The sequence below is a fragment of the Neisseria sp. KEM232 genome, assembly GCF_002237445.1.
GTDB lineage: Bacteria > Pseudomonadota > Gammaproteobacteria > Burkholderiales > Neisseriaceae > Neisseria.
Map to the genome: position 1 here is coordinate 1584529 of NZ_CP022527.1, position 16039 is coordinate 1600567.

A 16039-nucleotide genomic window follows, 5' to 3' on the forward strand; every position below is an offset into this window, starting at 1 on the left:
AAAAACGGAAAGGCGGCATTGTAGTCAGGCCGTCTGAAAACCGCAATTTCAGACGGCCTCGGGCTGTGGCGGAACAAGAAGCCGTCTGAAATTGCGGTTTTGATTTGTTTTGCGGCCGTCTGAAAAAACGGAATCGTGGTTTTTCAGACGGCCTTTCTCTTGCACAAGCGTTCAAAAGCCGTCTGCCTTCGAGTATGCAGGTGTGTTGTTTCTAAAAAACAGGCAGGCAGAAAAAAATCGCCTGCGGCGGCGGCTTTGGTTAAAATATGTCAGCTTTATTAACTGTATCAACCGTTTTGTCCGAGCAATTTTTAACAGGAGTATTTATGAATCCCTACGAACCTTCTTCCCAGACGCCCGAAACGCCGTTTTCCCCGCCACCCGCCAAGCAGCCGCCGCTGCTTTTGGCCGAACCGCGCAAAGTGGCGTGGGGCGAGGGCGCTGCCTGGATCAGTCAGGCGTGGCGGATATTCAGGCTGCGCCCGTGGATGTGGCTGGGCATGATGTTTGTGATGGGACTGATCAGCATGCTGGTGCAGCTTGTTCCCTTTATCGGCGGCCTGATCGGCGCGCTGATTCCGTTTTTCTTCACCGGCGGCCTGATGCTTTCATGCGATGCGCTGGAAGAGGGCGGCGAATTGCAGTTTGATTATCTGTTTTCCGGTTTCAAATACAAATTCGGCGAACTGGCGGTGCTGACGCTGCTTTATATCGCCTTTATCATCGTCGGCCTGATTGTGGTCGGCATTCTGTTTGCCATATTTGTCGGCGGTTTCAACCCCGGCGAGTTTGCCGCCGCCATCAATTCCGGCTCGGGCGATGCGGGTGACGCGCTTCTGGTTATCCTGTTTATGCTGATTATTATGATGCTGTATATCCCGCTGGTGATGATGGTTTGGTTTGCGCCCGCGCTGATTGTGCTGCACGACGTGCGGCCGTTCGAGTCGATGAAAATGAGCTTCAAAGCCTGCCTGCACAATATCGGCGCGTTTATCGTCAACGCGCTGGTGTGGTCGGGTATGGCCTTGGCTGCGGCTTTGGCTGTTGTCTTGGTCGGCCTGCCCTTCGGCTTGCTTTCCAACAGCGCCGAACCGGCCTATTTCGTGGTCGGCCTGATGACGCTGCTGATGATTCCGCTGTGGCTTGTTTTTGCCTGCATGATGCAGATCGGTTACTACACCGCCTACCGCAGCATTTGGACAGACCCGCCGCTGAAACGTTAAACACACCATCCGAACATGCCGTTCTGTTTTTCAGACGGCATGTTTTTTGCGGCGGCGGCAGGCCGTCTGAAAGCCTGTTTCAGACGGCTTGATAAGACAATTTGTCTAAAAATAAAATAAAAATCCGAATCAGGCTCTCCATTTTGAAAATTTTTAGACATTTTGCTTGCGCCATGCTCTGTTCGCCGCTACCATAGCCGCCGTTTTTCCCTATGAACACAAGAAAAAAACCATGAACACCCAAGCACAAACCCTTTACGACAAACTCTGGAACAGCCACGTCGTACGCGAAGAAGAAGACGGCACCGTGCTGCTCTACATCGACCGCCATCTGGTGCACGAAGTTACCAGCCCGCAAGCCTTTGAAGGCTTGAAAATGGCCGGCCGCAAGCTGTGGCGCATCGACAGCGTGGTTTCCACCGCCGACCACAACACCCCCACCGGCGATTGGGACAAAGGCATCCAAGACCCGATTTCCAAGCTGCAAGTGGACACTTTGGACAAAAACATCAAAGAATTCGGCGCGCTTGCTTATTTCCCGTTTATGGACAAAGGCCAGGGCATCGTGCATGTAATGGGCCCCGAACAAGGCGCGACGCTGCCGGGTATGACCGTAGTATGCGGCGATTCGCACACCAGCACCCACGGCGCATTCGGCGCATTGGCGCACGGCATCGGCACTTCCGAAGTGGAACACACCATGGCCACCCAGTGCATTACTGCCAAAAAGTCCAAATCCATGCTGATTAAGGTTGAAGGCCGTCTGAAAGCCAACGTTACCGCCAAAGACATCGCCCTTTACATCATCGGCCAAATCGGCACCGCCGGCGGCACGGGTTACGCCATCGAGTTTGGCGGCGAAGCCATCCGCAGCCTGTCGATGGAAGGCCGCATGACCCTGTGCAATATGGCCATCGAAGCGGGCGCGCGCTCGGGCATGGTGGCAGTCGACCAAACCACCATCGACTATGTACACGGCAAACCTTTTGCGCCCAAAGGCGAAGCGTGGGACAAAGCAGTCGAATACTGGCGCACGCTGGTATCCGACGAGGGCGCGGTGTTCGACAAAACCTACACCTTCCGCGCCGAAGACATCGAGCCGCAGGTAACTTGGGGCACTTCGCCCGAAATGGTGCTCGACATCAGCGGCAAAGTGCCCAACCCCGCCGACGAAGCCGACCCCGTCAAACGCAGCGGCATGGAGCGCGCGCTCGAATACATGGGCTTGGAAGCGGGCACGCCGCTGGCCGAAATCCCTGTGGACATCGTGTTCATCGGTTCGTGCACCAACAGCCGCATCGAAGACTTGCGCGAAGCCGCCGCCGTGGCCAAAGGCCGCAAAAAAGCGGATAACGTCTCGCGCGTGCTGATTGTCCCCGGCTCGGGCTTGGTCAAACGCCAGGCCGAAGCCGAAGGCTTGGACAAAATCTTTACCGATGCCGGTTTTGAATGGCGCGAACCCGGCTGCTCGATGTGCTTGGCGATGAACGCCGACCGCCTTACCCCCGGACAGCGCTGCGCGTCCACCTCCAACCGCAACTTCGAAGGCCGCCAAGGCAACGGCGGGCGCACCCATCTCGTCAGCCCTGCAATGGCGGCGGCGGCAGCGGTGAGCGGACATTTTGTCGATGTGCGGCAGATGGGCTAAACCTTCCCCACGCCGCAAGCGCACCTCCCTAACCCTCCCCCGCAAGCGGGAGAAGGGACAAGGTTTCAGACGGCCTTAAGGCAGCCTGAAAAAGCAACAGGCCGTCTGAAAACCCTTGCCGGCCTTTGATTTGCGTCATTCCCGCGCAGGCGGGAATCCGGTTTCGGTTGCGCCGCCGTGCTTTTCCGCAAGGCTATCCACTGCTTTCAGACGGCCTCTAAGGCAGCCTAAAAGCGGCAAACATAGTGCCAAACGGGGAAACGGGCAGTTCGCAAAAACCGCTTGCCTGCCGCGCAACCGTTTCCCACGCCGAAAGCGCCCTTTCCTAACCCTCCCCTGCGAGCGGGAGAGGGAACAAGGTTTCAGACGGCCTCAAGGCGGCCTGAAAACCCCAAAAACCGGGTTAGCAAACCGTTAATCAAATTTAAGAAAGGAAAAAATATGTCCGGCAACCCCGTTGGCTGGTTCGGCATCCACGCGCAGGATATGGCGTGGGCGAAAGCGTTTTACGAAGGCGTGTTCGGCTTGCCTTTGCAGGAAATCGCCGGAGGCCGTTTCTACCTCTTTGGCGCAGACTGGCAGCGTTACGGCGTCAGCGGCATGATCTGGCAGGATGCAGGCGCCAATCCCGCCGCATACGGCGGCTGCACGCTGTTTTTCAGCTGCGAAGACTGCGAAGCGGCGGCGCAAACCGCCCTCGCGCACGGCGGCAAACTGCCGCAGGAAAAATTCCCCATCGCCAACGGTTTCGCCGCCTTTGTGGCAGACAGCGAAGGCAACCGCATCGGCCTGCATTCGCAGAAATAAGCGCCGTGTAAACGCCGCCCGCCGTCCCGCCCCGCGGTTTGCGCCGGCCGCGTTTGCCGATATAATCGGCGGCACATGGTTTCGGCCGTGTGTCTGTTTGACCAACCCCATATAAGGAAAGCAATATGAAAAAAGTATTCGCACTGGCACTCGTATCCTTCGGCTTGGCCGCCTGCTCCAGCACCTGGCACGGCATGAAGAAAGACACCAGCAACAACGTTGAAAAAACCGAAAACGGCCTGGAAAGAGGCTGGGACAAAACCAAAGAAGCCGTCCGCAAAGGCGGCAACGCCGTCGGCCGCGGCATGAGCCACGTCGGCGAGAAAATCGAAAACGCCACCGAATAAACGGCGTACCCGGGCAGCCTGAAACGCTTTCAGGCTGCCTGAAAACCAAAAAAACCGAACAGACCGCAGGAACACCATGAAATCGTTTACCACCCTCACCGCACTCGTCGCCCCGCTCGACCGCGCCAACGTCGACACCGACGCCATCATCCCCAAACAATTCCTCAAATCCATCAAACGCAGCGGCTTCGGTCCCAATGCCTTTGACGAATGGCGTTATCTCGATCACGGCGAGCCGGGCATGGACAACAGCAAACGCCCGCTCAACCCCGATTTTTCGCTCAACCAACCACGCTACCAAGGCGCGCAGGTTTTGCTCACGCGCAAAAACTTCGGCTGCGGCTCTTCGCGCGAACACGCCCCTTGGGCGCTAGACGACTACGGTTTCCGCGCCGTTATCGCTCCCAGCTTTGCCGACATTTTCTTCAACAACTGCTACAAAAACGGCCTGCTGCCCATCGTGTTGAGTGAAGAAAGCGTCGAACAATTATTTCGCGAAACCGAAGCCAACGAAGGCTACCGCCTCGACATCGACTTGGAAAAACAAACTGTTACCACCCCGTCGGGCGAATCTTTCCCTTTCGACATCACCGAACACCGCAAACACTGCCTGCTCAACGGCCTCGACGAAATCGGCCTCACGCTGCAACACGCCGACGAAATCAAACATTTTGAAGCGAAGCGCCGCCAAAGCCAGCCCTGGCTGTTTAACGGCTGAACACGCAAAAGGCCGTCTGAAACCCGCCTCAGACGGCCTTTGCCTGCCTGAGGCCGTCTGAAAAACCATCCCGACCTTCCCGCCCCCACCATGTGCCAACACCACGAAACCCTCGTCAGACAATCCCGCCACCGCTAAGAGCGGCTGCTGTTTGCCATCGCCGCCATCCGCCAAAACCGCCACGGCGATTTGTTTTGGGCGAAAAAAAACCGAAACCGTAACCAAACAGGCCGTCTGAAACCCACCGGCACAACACATGATTACCGACACCATCGCCAACGCCGCCCGTTACGCCGCGCTGCATCCCGATTTTCCCGACGCCGTCCGCCTGCTGCAAAACACGGATTTCGCCGCGCTGCCCGACGGGCAACACGACACCGGCAATCCCAACATCCGCCTGTTTATCGGCAGCGAACCCATGCGCACGCGCGAAGCGGCCCAACCCGAAGCGCACCTGCGCCACATTGACATCCAAGTGCCGCTCAGCGGCACGGAAACCTACGGCTGGGCGGACAGAGGCCGTCTGAAAAACGGCACAGGCTACGACGAAGCGCGCGACATCGAATTTTTCGACTGCCCCTGCGAAACCTGGCTCGACATCCGTGTTGGCGAGTTCGCCCTGTTTTTCCCCGCCGACGGCCATGCGCCGCTGGTCGGCAGCGAAGCCGCCATCCGCAAAGCCGTGTTCAAAATCCGACTGTAAGTTTAAATGTCCCGACAAACATGCCCGACTCACACTAAATATATAAACATTTAATTTAAAATGAGAAACTTATGATTATCGGCGTGATTGATTGCCTGTCTACGGAAGCCACATATAGAAATCCCCAACCTGATATTGACCAATACAAACAAGTTTGTCAGATTGTGGATGCTTTTCAAAATGACTGCCTCCAGCCTGATGTCTTACATGTTGTCCCGCCTTCGATGGCTAATTTTTACGGAGGCACGAAAGTAAGCTTCACTTTGGATTACAAACACAGCTACTATCCATGGATTAACACCAATATCATTGAAGCATTAGAAGATTTAATGAATCTTTTACCTTTTCACAAAGCCGTACTCTATGCTGAAAATGCCAGTTGCGTTATAGAATGGCATCTGGTTGACGATATGAAAGAAAACCTATCAAACACCATCAGTGAGTCTTCCAAATATGCACATATCTGCAGAGTAGCGCATGGCAGGATTGATGAGTTACCCCCTTGCCGCCCTACCGATAAAGACAAATTATTTATTGCTTGAAATGCTTCAAAGCCAATCTGCATCAATATTTACCCACCTAGGAAACCCCTTATGACTTACCAAATCGCCATTCTGCCCGGCGACGGCATCGGCCCCGAAATCACCGCCCAAACCGTGCGCGTGCTCGACAAACTGATTGCAGGCGGCCTCGACGCCGCCTACGCCTACGCCCCGCTCGGCGGCGCGGCCTACGACGAATACGGCCATCCCTATCCCGAGTTCACCCAAAAGCTGTGCCGCGCCGCCGATGCCGTGCTGCTCGGCGCGGTCGGCGGGCCGCAGTACGACAATCTCGATCGCCCCCTGCGCCCCGAGCGCGGCCTGTTGGCCATCCGTAAGGATTTGAACCTGTTTGCCAACCTGCGCCCCGCCGTGCTGTATAAAGAGCTGGCCAACGCCTCCACGCTCAAGCCCGAAGTGGTGGCCGGTTTGGACATCCTGATTGTGCGCGAGCTGACCGGCGATATTTATTTCGGCGAACCGCGCGGCATCCGCGCGCTGGAAAACGGCGAGCGCGAAGGCTACAACACCATGCGCTACAGCGAGGGCGAAATCCGCCGCATCGCCAAGATTGCCTTTGAAGCCGCGCAAAAACGCGGAAAGAAACTCTGCTCGGTAGATAAAGCCAATGTGCTGGAAACCACCGAATTGTGGAAGGAAATCTTCAACGACGTCGCCAAAGACTATCCCGACGTAACGCTCACCCACATGTACGTGGACAACGCCGCCATGCAGCTGGTGCGCGCGCCCAAGCAGTTTGACGTGATCGCCACCGGCAATATTTTCGGCGACATTTTGAGCGACCAAGCCTCGATGCTTACCGGCTCCATCGGCATGCTGCCCTCGGCTTCGCTCAACGAAAGCGGCAAAGGTCTGTACGAGCCCTCGCACGGCTCCGCGCCCGATATCGCCGGTCAAAACAAAGCCAACCCGCTGGCCACCATCCTGTCGCTGGCGATGCTGCTGCGCTACAGCCTGAACGACGAAAAGCGCGCCCGCCAAGTGGAAAACGCCGTGCAAAAAGTTTTGCAGCAGGGCATCCGTACCGCCGATATTTTTGAAGAAGGCTGCAAACTGGTTTCCTGCTCGCAAATGGGTGACGCGGTATTGGCAGCGTTATAAAGCCGTCTGAAAAGCCGGGATGCCGTCTGAACGCTTTTCAGACGGCCTCTTGCTTATCCCTTGCAGCCGGAATAAAACAGCGGCCGGACATTCTTTGTCCGGCCGCTGTTTTTCGGGTTCAGACGGCCTATTCGTAAACCGTGCAATCCTTATCCGTGCCGTTGGCATTGGAGAAATAGGGCGAAGTATCGGAACAGGACGAATTGCTGCTCTCGCAGATGGTGAGGATATGGTCTTGGTTGATACGCAGGACACGCGGCTCGTTGTCTTTGTCCAAGGCCACGGCTTTGACGGTGAAGCTGTCGGTCAGCGCACCGCGGGCGTCGCCCTGCATTTTGAAGCAGAAATGTCCGTTGCGGGTGAAGGGGATGTCTGTCCAGGTGGTGGAATCGGCTTTAAACGAGCGGTTGCGCGCATAAAACTGTTCGAGCGCGCGGGCGTTGTCGAATAAAACGGCGGAAGCCTGTTTCATGCGGGCATTTTTGACGTGGCGTTGGTAGGAAGGGTAGGCGATGGCAGCCAATACGGCCAATATGGCTGCAGCAACCATGACTTCTATAAGGGTAAAGCCGGAAAAGGAAAAATGCCGCTTCATGGTCGGACTCCTGGTTGGGAATGCAGATGAAGCGGCAGTATTCGGCAAACTGGGGATTTTGTAAAGATAGGAATCAGTACATTTCGCAGTCTTTGTCGGCACCCGCCCCGGTGCAGACGGTGACAATGCCGTCGTCGTTAAGCTGCATATAGCGCTTTTCGTTGGCATTGTTGGCTTTGGGCGTGGCGGTAAGCAGGTAATGGCCGACATCGGGATCGGTCATGTTTTGATTGTCGTCATTGTAGACGTAGGTGATCTCGAAATATTTGTTGTCGTTTTTCAAATCATTGAATTTGTTGAACGTGCGGTTGCGCGCGTAGAAACGCTCCAAGCGCTGGGCATTGTTGAGCAGATCGCCGCGCGCGTTTTCCAAACGGGTTTTGCGGATAAAGTTGTCGTAGGACGGATAGGCGATGGCGGCAAGAATGGCGATGATGGCAATGGCAATCATCAGCTCGATCAGGGTAAAGCCGCGTTGGTTGTGATGTTTCATGGTATTCCGTTCTGTAATGTGTGCCGCCTGACGGGCGGCGGATTATTGTGGAAAGACGGTCGGATTATAGCGGATTTTTCCGCCTTATGCGGTTGTCACGGCTGATTTGCCGCAGGCTTGTGTAAAATCGTTCTTTTTCATGTAAACGGCAAAGCAAAAAACCGTTTTCCAATCAAATATCTGAATTCCGTTCTGCCGTCTCCCCCCGCTTGGCGCCCATGGGGCTTTACAGTAAACTCGCCGCCGTTTGTGCGTTGAAGACGCATTGTTCCCCGATTTCCGAAAGAGAATCAGCCGATGAAAAAAGCCTTGAAGTGGGGCGCCGCCCTGATTGCCGCCGCAGCCGCTGCCTTTGCGGCCTGGTCGTATTTCCAACCCAAAAACGAAGTGAACTACCTCACCGAGCCGGTAACGCGCGGCGACATCAGCCAAACCGTGTCGGCCACGGGCGAGATTTCTCCGTCGAATCTGGTGTCTGTGGGCGCGCAGGCTTCGGGGCAGATTAAAAAGCTGTACGTAACGCTGGGGCAGCAGATTAAAAAAGGCGACTTGGTGGCGGAAATCAATTCGACCACGCAGGTGAACGCGCTGAACACGGAAAAATCCAAGCTGGAAACCTATCAGGCCAAGCTGGTTTCGGCGCAGATTGCCTTGAACACCGCCGAGAAAAAATACAAACGCGAAGCCGCGCTGTGGAAAGAAGAGGCCACGTCCAAAGAAAACCTCGAAAGCGCGCAAGATACCTTAGCCGCCGCCAAAGCAACGGTGGCCGAACTCAAAGCCTCGATTAATCAAACCAAAATCTCCATCAACACCGCCGAATCGGATTTGGGCTACACGCGCATTACCGCGCCGATGGACGGCACAGTCGTCGCCGTGCCGGTGGAAGAAGGCCAAACAGTGAACGCGGTGCAGTCCACCCCCACCATCATCCAGCTTGCCAATCTGCAAACCATGCTCAACAAAATGCAGATTGCCGAGGGCGACATCACCAAAGTCAAAGCGGGGCAGGACATTTCGTTTACCATTTTGTCCGAGCCGGACAACCCGATTAAAGCCAAGCTCGAAAGCGTTGATCCCGGCCTGACCACCATGTCGCTGGGCAGCTACACCACCAGCACCGACACCACTTCCAGCGCGATTTACTACTACGCCCGCGCACTTGTGCCCAATGAAGACGGCAAACTCTCCATCGGCATGACCACACAAAACACCATCGAAATCAGCGGCGTGAAAAATGTGCTGACTGTGCCGACGATGGCCGTGAAAAAACAGGGCGGCAAATCTTATGTGCGCGTGTTGGGCAAAGACGGCAACGCCGTGCAGAAAGAAGTGAGCGTCGGCCTCAAAGACGGCACGCGCACCGAAATCAAAAGCGGCGTGAGCGAGGGCGAGCAGGTGATTCTTTCCGAAATCAGCGCGGCCGAGCAGGCGCAAAACAGCGAACGCGCCATGATGGGCCCGCCGCGATAAAGCGTGAAAAGGCCGTCTGAAAGCCTTTCAGACGGCCTTGAATCTCTCAAACCATGCTTTATCAGGAAACACCATGAGCTTGATCGAATGTAAAAACATCAACCGCTACTTCGGCAGCGGCGAAAACCGCGTTCATGTTTTGAAAAACGTGAGCCTTTCCATCGAAAAAGGCGATTTCGTCGCCATCATCGGCCAGTCCGGCTCGGGCAAGTCCACGCTGATGAACATCTTGGGCTGCCTCGACACCGCCACATCGGGTTCGTATCAGATCGACGGCATCGAAACCTCGAAAATGAATCCCGACGAACTGGCGGGGCTGCGGCGCGAACGCTTCGGCTTTATCTTCCAGCGTTACAACCTCTTGGGCTCGCTGACCGCCCGCGACAACGTCGCCCTGCCCGCCGTGTATATGGGCGCGGCGCACAAAGAGCGTTCCGAACGCGCCGAAAAACTGCTGCACGATTTGGGTTTGCAAAGCAAAGAAAACAACAAACCCAACGAACTCTCCGGCGGCCAGCAGCAGCGCGTGTCCATCGCCCGCGCCCTGATGAACGGCGGCGAAATCATCTTCGCCGACGAACCCACCGGCGCGCTCGACACCGCCAGCGGCAAAAACGTGATGGAAATCATCCACAAGCTGCACCAAGACGGGCATACCGTGATTATGGTAACGCACGACCCCGGCATCGCCGCCAACGCCAACCGCGTGATCGAAATCCGCGACGGCGAAATCATTTCCGACACCGTGAAAAACCCCGACATCCCGCCCAGCAGCGTCGAGCGCGTGAAAGAAAACGCCTCGTGGTCGTTTTATTACGATCAGTTTATGGAAGCCTTCAAAATGTCGGTGCAGGCGATTACCGCGCACAAAATGCGCTCACTGCTCACCATGCTCGGCATCATCATCGGCATCGCCTCGGTGGTGTCCGTAGTGGCCTTGGGCAACGGCTCGCAGCAGAAAATCCTTCAAGACATCAACTCGATGGGCACCAACACCGTGAGCATTTTCCCCGGGCGCGGCTTCGGCGACCGGCGCAGCAGCCGAATCAAAACGCTCACGATTGCCGACGCGCAGGCCATCGCCAAACAAGGCTACGTGGCCTCCGTAACCCCGCAAACCTCATCGAGCGGCACACTCACCTACCGCAACACCGACCTCACCGCCATGCTCTACGGCGTGGGCGACCAGTATTTCGACGTGCGCGGCCTCAAACTCGCCTCGGGTCGGCTGTTTGACGAAGACGACATCAAACAGGACGCGCAAGTGGCTGTGGTGGACGACAACGTTAAAACCAAACTCTTCGGCGACGGCGTTGACCCGCTGGGCAAAACCATCCTGTTCAAAAAACGCCCGCTCACTGTGATCGGCGTGCTGCAAAAAGAAGAAAACAACTTCGGCAGCTCCGACTCGCTGATGGTGTGGTCGCCCTACACCACCGTGATGCACCAGATTACCGGCGAAACCTACGCCAGCTCGATTACCGTGAAAATCAAAGACGACGTGAGCAGCCAAGTGGCCGAAAAAAGCCTGACCGAGCTTTTGAAAGCGCGGCACGGCACGGAAGACTTCTTCATGAACAACAGCGACAGCATCAAGCAGATGGTGGAAAAAACCACCGGCACGATGAAGCTTTTGATTTCCAGCATCGCCGTGATTTCGCTGGTGGTCGGCGGTATCGGCGTGATGAACATCATGCTCGTGTCCGTAACCGAGCGCACCAAAGAAATCGGCGTGCGCATGGCCATCGGCGCAAGGCGCAGCAACATCTTGCAGCAGTTTCTGATTGAAGCCGTGCTCATCTGCCTCATCGGCGGCCTCATCGGCGTGGGCATTTCGCTGGCTATTGGTGTGTTGTTCAACCAGTTTGTAACCGACTTCCCGATGACCTTCTCTACCCTCTCGATCGTCGGCGCAGTGGTCTGCTCCACCGCCATCGGCGTGGCCTTCGGCTTTATGCCCGCCAACCGCGCCTCCAAACTCAACCCGATCGACGCGCTGGCGCAGGATTAAACTTTTTCAGACGGCCTTTTGGGTTTGAATATCAAAAGGCCGTCTGAAACTTAAACGGAATCACATTATGCAAACCAAACCCCTCTTTCAGACGACCTCCGTCCTCATCCTTGCCGCTGTATTGAGCGGCTGCGCCGTGCACAGCACCGAGCAGGCACTCACGCTTGAATCCACGGGCAAAGTGATGTCTGCTGCCGAAGCCGCTGAGCGTTACGACGTAAACGGGAACTGGTGGGAAATCTACCAAAGCCCGCAGCTTAACGCGCTGACCGAGCAGGCTCTGGCCAATAATATCGACCTGAAACAGGCCGCCATCAGCGTCAACAAAGCCCTGTATCAGGCCAATATTCTCGGCGCGGACTTAGTGCCCAAATTCAGCGGCGCACTCAACGCCTCCACCTCGAAAAACCTCAAAACCGGCGATCGCGGCAGCACCTACGGCAGCCAGCTCGGTTTGAGCTACGAGCTGGATTTGTGGCGCAAACTCAGTGCCACCGCCGACGCGCAAGTGTGGGAATATCAGGCCACGCAGCAGGATATGGCCAACACGCGGCTCACGCTGGTGAACAATGTAGCCGACGCTTATTTCAACATCGCCTACCTCAACGAAGCCATGACGCTGGCCGAAAAATCCGTCAAGCAATATCAGGAAATCGCCCGCATTACCGATGCCAAATTCCGCCTCGGCCGCGCCGATTCCAGCGAGCCGACGCAGGCGCGCCAATCGCTGCTTTCCGCGCAAAACAGCCTGATTTCGCTGAAAAACAGCCGCGAGGCGCAAATCCAAACTCTGCGCAACCTGCTGAATTTGAAACCAAACGAAACCATCGCCGCCGATCCCGCCGCCTACCGCCTTCCGGGCGTCAAAGGCGTGGATTTGAACGTGCCCATCACCGTATTGGCCAACCGCCCCGATTTGCGCGCCGCCGAATACCGAGTGCAGTCTTCCCTGCAATCGCTCACCGCGCAAAAACGAAGCTGGTATCCGAGCATCACACTGGGCGCGACTTTGAGCACATCGTCAAACCAAGCCAAAAGCGCGTTCAACGTCCCCATGCTGGGCGGCACGGTGGCGGTCAACCTGCCGTTTCTCAACTGGAACACCTTGAAATGGAACGACAAAACCGCACAGGCCAATTTCGACAACGCCCGTCTGTCGTTTGAAAAAGCCCTCACCACCGCACTCAACGAAGTCAACACCAATTATCTGGCCTACCAAAACGCCCAAGCCCAGCTTGCCAACCAAGAGCAGCGTTACACACTCGACCGCAAAAACAGCCGCTACTACCAAGTGCGCTACCAACACGGCAAAAACGAGCTCAAAGACTGGCTCACTGCACTCAACAGCGAATACGGCACGGCGCAAAACGTGCTGAACCAGCGTTACGAAACCCTGAAATACGAAAACATGGTCTATAAAGCCATGGCCGGACGCTACACGCCCAAATAGGCCGTCTGAAAACGGAGAAAACACCAAAGGCCGTCTGAAAACAGGTTTCAGACGGCCTTTTTGCCGCAGGGCAGGGCGCTTGTATAGTGAGTCAAAATAAAAAAGATACAAGGCAGCAAGCCGAAGACAGTACAGGTAGTACGGCAAGGCGCAGCAACGCCGTAGATTTTTTATTTTGGCTCACTATATAGTGAAACGGGTTCAGGCCGTCTGAATATCAAACCCAGCCCGGCTCGGCTTCCAGTTCGACGCCGAAACGTGCCCGAACCTGCCCGCGCACTTCGTCGGCGAGGGCGGCAACGTCGGCTGCGGTGGCGCGGCCGGTGTTCACCAAAACCAGCGCCTGTTTGCCGTGCACCGCCGCACCGCCGACGGTGCGGCCTTTCAGACCGCATTGGTCGATAAGCCAGCCTGCCGCAAGCTTTACCGAGCCGTCGCCCTGCGGGTAGCGCGGCATATCGGGGAAGGCGGCGGCAAGACGGTCGGCTTGTTCTGCCGCAACGACGGGGTTTTTGAAGAAGCTGCCGACATTGCCCTGCACCTGCGGGTCGGGCAGCTTGGCGCGGCGGATGCGGCAGACGGCTTGTGAAATGTCGGCGGCGCAAGGGCTGCGGCCGCCGCAGATTTCCGCCAACACGGCGGCCAGGTCGCCGTAGCCCGTTTTCGCCTCGAAGCGTTCGGACAGGGCGAAGGTGACGGCGGTAATGACGTAGCGGCCGAGACCTTCCTGCTTGAACAGGCTGTCGCGGTAGGCGAAGCGGCATTGCGCATTGTCCAGCGTGACGAAGCGGCCGGTGTCGAGATCGAAACAGCGCACCGAGCGGATCAGGTCTTTCACTTCGACGCCGTAGGCGCCGATGTTCTGCACGGGCGCGGCGCCGACCGTGCCGGGTATCAGGCTGAGGTTTTCCAGCCCGTTCAGGCCGAGGGCGACAGTGTGCCGCACGAAGTCGTGCCAGATTTCGCCCGCCTGCGCTTCGACAAGCACGGTGCCGTCGGAACGGGCGGTTTCGCGGATGCCTTTTGCCGCCATTTTCACCACCAGGCCGGGATAGTCGCCGCGCAGCAGGATGTTGCTGCCGCCACCCAGCCACAGCACCTTGGCGCGGTTAAAGCAGGGCAGGGCGCACACGTCGGGCAGGGCGGCGGCATCGTCCAGCTCGACAAAAAAACGCGCCCGTGCGTTCAGGCCGAAGGTGTTGAAGGGGCGCAAATCGACGTTTTCGAGTATTTTCATAGCAACAGGCCTTTATCGTTCGACAGGTTTTTGCTGTGTTTTTCCAAGAGCCACACAAGCAGCACGGCGGCGGCGGCCAGCGATACGATCAGCGCCGTCCAGAAGCCGTAAATCTTCATGCCGGCAAGATTGGCCAGCAGCCAGCCGGGCAGCAGGCCGAAGCCCCAAAAGGCAATGCCGTGTACCAGCATCGGCGCTTTGGTGATTTTGTAGCCGCGCAGGGCGTAGGAAGAAATGCACTGGGTGAAATCAAAAAGCTGGAACAGCGCGGCAAACAGCAGCACGGAAGCGGCCAACGACAGCACGGCGGCATCGTCGGTGTACATCGACGCCAGCGGTGCGCGCAGCAGCATCAGCAGGCTCATCGTGCACAGCGCCAAGCCCAGTCCGAGCACGATGCCGACGCCGGAAATATAACGCGCCCGCCGCCGCTGCCGCCTGCCCAGCGCAAAGCCGACGCGCACGGTAACCGCCGCGCCCAAAGCCTGCGGAATCATGTAGATAATCCCCGTCAGGCTGATCACGACCTGCTGCGCGGCCACATAGTCTTCGCCGAATTTGGCAATCAGGAACATGATGAAGGTAAACAGGCTGGCTTCGAGAAAATACGACAGCCCCGACGGCCAGCCCAGCTGCCAAAACTGTTTCTGCGCTGCCCAATCGGGCTTGGAAAAGCCGCCCGCCATGCCGAAGCGGCGGAAATAATCCGCTTTTTTCACATAAAGCCACAAAGCCGCCGCCTGAAACCAGCAAACCAGCATCGTCGCCAGCCCGCAGCCCGCGCCGCCCAATTCGGGCATGCCGAATTTCCCGTAAACAAACATATAGTTGAGCGGAACATTCAGCGCCAGAGCCGCCCAACTGATCCACATCAGCGCCTGCGTTTTATTCAGGCTCGACGTGTAGGCGTGCAGGGCGCGGTGCAGCATCATCGCCGGCATCGCAGGCGCAGTGAACCACATATACTGCGCCAGCATTTTCTCCACCCGCGGCGGCAGGTCGAGATAGGCCAGAAAGGGCGGAACCGCCGCCAGCAGCAGCACCATGCCCGCCATTCCGAGAAACAGGCCGAACCACAAACCCTGCCGCCCCGTTTCGCCGACTTCGGCATATTTTCCTGCGCCGTTGAGCTGCGACACAATCGGATTGAGCGCCGCCATCACGCCCATCCAGGTGATGAACACCGTGGCAAAGGCCGAGCTGCCCAGCGCCACCGCCGCCAGGTCTTCCTTGCCCGCGCCGCCCGCCATCACCGTATCGACGAAGCCCAGCCCCACCGCCGCAATCTGCGCCAGCATCATCGGCCAGGCCAGCACGGCCAGCGCTTTGGCTTCCTTAAAGAAAACGGCGGGGGAGTAACGGTTTGCATCGAGCAGCATAAAGATTCCAAAGTTTCAGACGGCATCAGGGGTGTAGTGACATTCGGCTTGCGAGACGGTTTTTTGAGTAAAAAATGCCCGAATGCAAGGAAAAAAGCACAGCAAGGTGGACACCTGCGGGCATTTTTAAGGCCGTCTGAAAAACAAAACGGTTGCGGAAAAAACACAAGCCGGAGGCATCCGGCAGGGCGCGCATTTTAGCAAACAATGGCTGGCGCGGTATGGCAAAGACAGAGGCCGTCTGAAAGCCTGCGGTGTTTTTTCAGACGGCCTCCGTCCGCCGCCATGGCA

The 16039-nt window shown here is 57.0% G+C and carries 15 protein-coding genes; 11 read left to right on the top strand and 4 right to left on the bottom strand.

The features are described from left to right. The first annotated feature begins 326 nt into the window (after positions 1–326). From CGZ77_RS07845 to leuB, 8 genes are all read left to right on the top strand, one after another. Positions 327–1223: a BPSS1780 family membrane protein gene (locus tag CGZ77_RS07845; RefSeq protein ID WP_009425048.1), complete on the top strand. Its 897-nt coding sequence runs from the start codon at positions 327–329 to the stop codon at positions 1221–1223. Between the two features lie 232 nt (positions 1224–1455). Beyond that, positions 1456–2871: a 3-isopropylmalate dehydratase large subunit gene (gene leuC / locus CGZ77_RS07850; RefSeq protein ID WP_036495458.1), complete on the top strand. Its 1416-nt coding sequence runs from the start codon at positions 1456–1458 to the stop codon at positions 2869–2871. A 441-nt stretch (positions 2872–3312) separates the two neighbouring features. After that, positions 3313–3678: a VOC family protein gene (locus tag CGZ77_RS07855; protein WP_009425044.1), complete on the top strand. Its 366-nt coding sequence runs from the start codon at positions 3313–3315 to the stop codon at positions 3676–3678. Between the two features lie 125 nt (positions 3679–3803). Beyond that, positions 3804–4025 (top strand): hypothetical protein, encoded by a 222-nt coding sequence (locus CGZ77_RS07860; protein ID WP_009425043.1) that lies wholly within the window; start codon positions 3804–3806, stop codon positions 4023–4025. Between the two features lie 76 nt (positions 4026–4101). After that, on the top strand, positions 4102–4743 hold the full coding sequence (gene leuD, locus CGZ77_RS07865; RefSeq protein ID WP_009425042.1) for a 3-isopropylmalate dehydratase small subunit: 642 nt from the start codon (positions 4102–4104) through the stop codon (positions 4741–4743). Positions 4744–4999: 256 nt separating this feature from the next. Beyond that, complete coding sequence (locus tag CGZ77_RS07870; protein WP_009425040.1) at positions 5000–5446, top strand: YhcH/YjgK/YiaL family protein; 447 nt, start codon at positions 5000–5002, stop codon at positions 5444–5446. 71 nt (positions 5447–5517) lie between these two features. Beyond that, positions 5518–5988, top strand: a complete 471-nt coding sequence (locus tag CGZ77_RS07875) for a hypothetical protein (protein ID WP_009425039.1) — start codon at positions 5518–5520, stop codon at positions 5986–5988. 51 nt (positions 5989–6039) lie between these two features. Then, on the top strand, positions 6040–7110 hold the full coding sequence (leuB, locus tag CGZ77_RS07880; protein ID WP_009425038.1) for a 3-isopropylmalate dehydrogenase: 1071 nt from the start codon (positions 6040–6042) through the stop codon (positions 7108–7110). Between the two features lie 127 nt (positions 7111–7237). Here leuB and CGZ77_RS07885 read toward each other — a convergent pair whose 3' ends face one another. Further along, positions 7238–7705, bottom strand: coding sequence for a type IV pilin protein (locus CGZ77_RS07885; protein ID WP_009425037.1), 468 nt, complete (start codon positions 7703–7705; stop codon positions 7238–7240). A gap of 73 nt (positions 7706–7778) precedes the next feature. Further along, a complete protein-coding gene (locus CGZ77_RS07890; protein ID WP_009425036.1) occupies positions 7779–8198 on the bottom strand; it encodes a type IV pilin protein in 420 nt (139 codons plus the stop codon). A 297-nt stretch (positions 8199–8495) separates the two neighbouring features. Between CGZ77_RS07890 and CGZ77_RS07895 the strand changes: the two genes are divergently transcribed. The 3 genes from CGZ77_RS07895 to CGZ77_RS07905 all read left to right on the top strand — a co-directional run bounded on the left by CGZ77_RS07895 (position 8496) and on the right by CGZ77_RS07905 (position 13132). Then, positions 8496–9671 (top strand): efflux RND transporter periplasmic adaptor subunit, encoded by a 1176-nt coding sequence (locus tag CGZ77_RS07895; RefSeq protein WP_009425035.1) that lies wholly within the window; start codon positions 8496–8498, stop codon positions 9669–9671. 73 nt (positions 9672–9744) lie between these two features. Beyond that, positions 9745–11682: a MacB family efflux pump subunit gene (locus tag CGZ77_RS07900; protein WP_036495447.1), complete on the top strand. Its 1938-nt coding sequence runs from the start codon at positions 9745–9747 to the stop codon at positions 11680–11682. Between the two features lie 67 nt (positions 11683–11749). Next, positions 11750–13132, top strand: coding sequence for a TolC family protein (locus tag CGZ77_RS07905; RefSeq protein WP_009425033.1), 1383 nt, complete (start codon positions 11750–11752; stop codon positions 13130–13132). A 217-nt stretch (positions 13133–13349) separates the two neighbouring features. Here the strand turns inward: CGZ77_RS07905 and murB are convergent, their stop codons facing one another. Together murB and CGZ77_RS07915 are read right to left on the bottom strand one after the other, a co-directional pair. Next, positions 13350–14369, bottom strand: a complete 1020-nt coding sequence (murB, locus tag CGZ77_RS07910) for a UDP-N-acetylmuramate dehydrogenase (protein ID WP_009425032.1) — start codon at positions 14367–14369, stop codon at positions 13350–13352. After that, positions 14366–15748: an MATE family efflux transporter gene (locus tag CGZ77_RS07915; protein ID WP_009425031.1), complete on the bottom strand. Its 1383-nt coding sequence runs from the start codon at positions 15746–15748 to the stop codon at positions 14366–14368. Before CGZ77_RS07915 ends, murB begins: the two co-directional genes overlap by 4 nt. Between the last annotated feature and the right edge of the window lie 291 nt (positions 15749–16039).

What these genes read in the sequence shown, in the direction of transcription:
- CGZ77_RS07845 (WP_009425048.1), top strand. Translation starts at nt 327, where the DNA reads ATGAATCCCTACGAACCTTCTTCCCAGACGCCCGAAACGCCGTTTTCC.
- leuC (WP_036495458.1), top strand. Translation starts at nt 1,456, where the DNA reads ATGAACACCCAAGCACAAACCCTTTACGACAAACTCTGGAACAGCCAC.
- CGZ77_RS07855 (WP_009425044.1), top strand. Translation starts at nt 3,313, where the DNA reads ATGTCCGGCAACCCCGTTGGCTGGTTCGGCATCCACGCGCAGGATATG.
- CGZ77_RS07860 (WP_009425043.1), top strand. Translation starts at nt 3,804, where the DNA reads ATGAAAAAAGTATTCGCACTGGCACTCGTATCCTTCGGCTTGGCCGCC.
- leuD (WP_009425042.1), top strand. Translation starts at nt 4,102, where the DNA reads ATGAAATCGTTTACCACCCTCACCGCACTCGTCGCCCCGCTCGACCGC.
- CGZ77_RS07870 (WP_009425040.1), top strand. Translation starts at nt 5,000, where the DNA reads ATGATTACCGACACCATCGCCAACGCCGCCCGTTACGCCGCGCTGCAT.
- CGZ77_RS07875 (WP_009425039.1), top strand. Translation starts at nt 5,518, where the DNA reads ATGATTATCGGCGTGATTGATTGCCTGTCTACGGAAGCCACATATAGA.
- leuB (WP_009425038.1), top strand. Translation starts at nt 6,040, where the DNA reads ATGACTTACCAAATCGCCATTCTGCCCGGCGACGGCATCGGCCCCGAA.
- CGZ77_RS07885 (WP_009425037.1), bottom strand. Translation starts at nt 7,705, where the DNA reads ATGAAGCGGCATTTTTCCTTTTCCGGCTTTACCCTTATAGAAGTCATG.
- CGZ77_RS07890 (WP_009425036.1), bottom strand. Translation starts at nt 8,198, where the DNA reads ATGAAACATCACAACCAACGCGGCTTTACCCTGATCGAGCTGATGATT.
- CGZ77_RS07895 (WP_009425035.1), top strand. Translation starts at nt 8,496, where the DNA reads ATGAAAAAAGCCTTGAAGTGGGGCGCCGCCCTGATTGCCGCCGCAGCC.
- CGZ77_RS07900 (WP_036495447.1), top strand. Translation starts at nt 9,745, where the DNA reads ATGAGCTTGATCGAATGTAAAAACATCAACCGCTACTTCGGCAGCGGC.
- CGZ77_RS07905 (WP_009425033.1), top strand. Translation starts at nt 11,750, where the DNA reads ATGCAAACCAAACCCCTCTTTCAGACGACCTCCGTCCTCATCCTTGCC.
- murB (WP_009425032.1), bottom strand. Translation starts at nt 14,369, where the DNA reads ATGAAAATACTCGAAAACGTCGATTTGCGCCCCTTCAACACCTTCGGC.
- CGZ77_RS07915 (WP_009425031.1), bottom strand. Translation starts at nt 15,748, where the DNA reads ATGCTGCTCGATGCAAACCGTTACTCCCCCGCCGTTTTCTTTAAGGAA.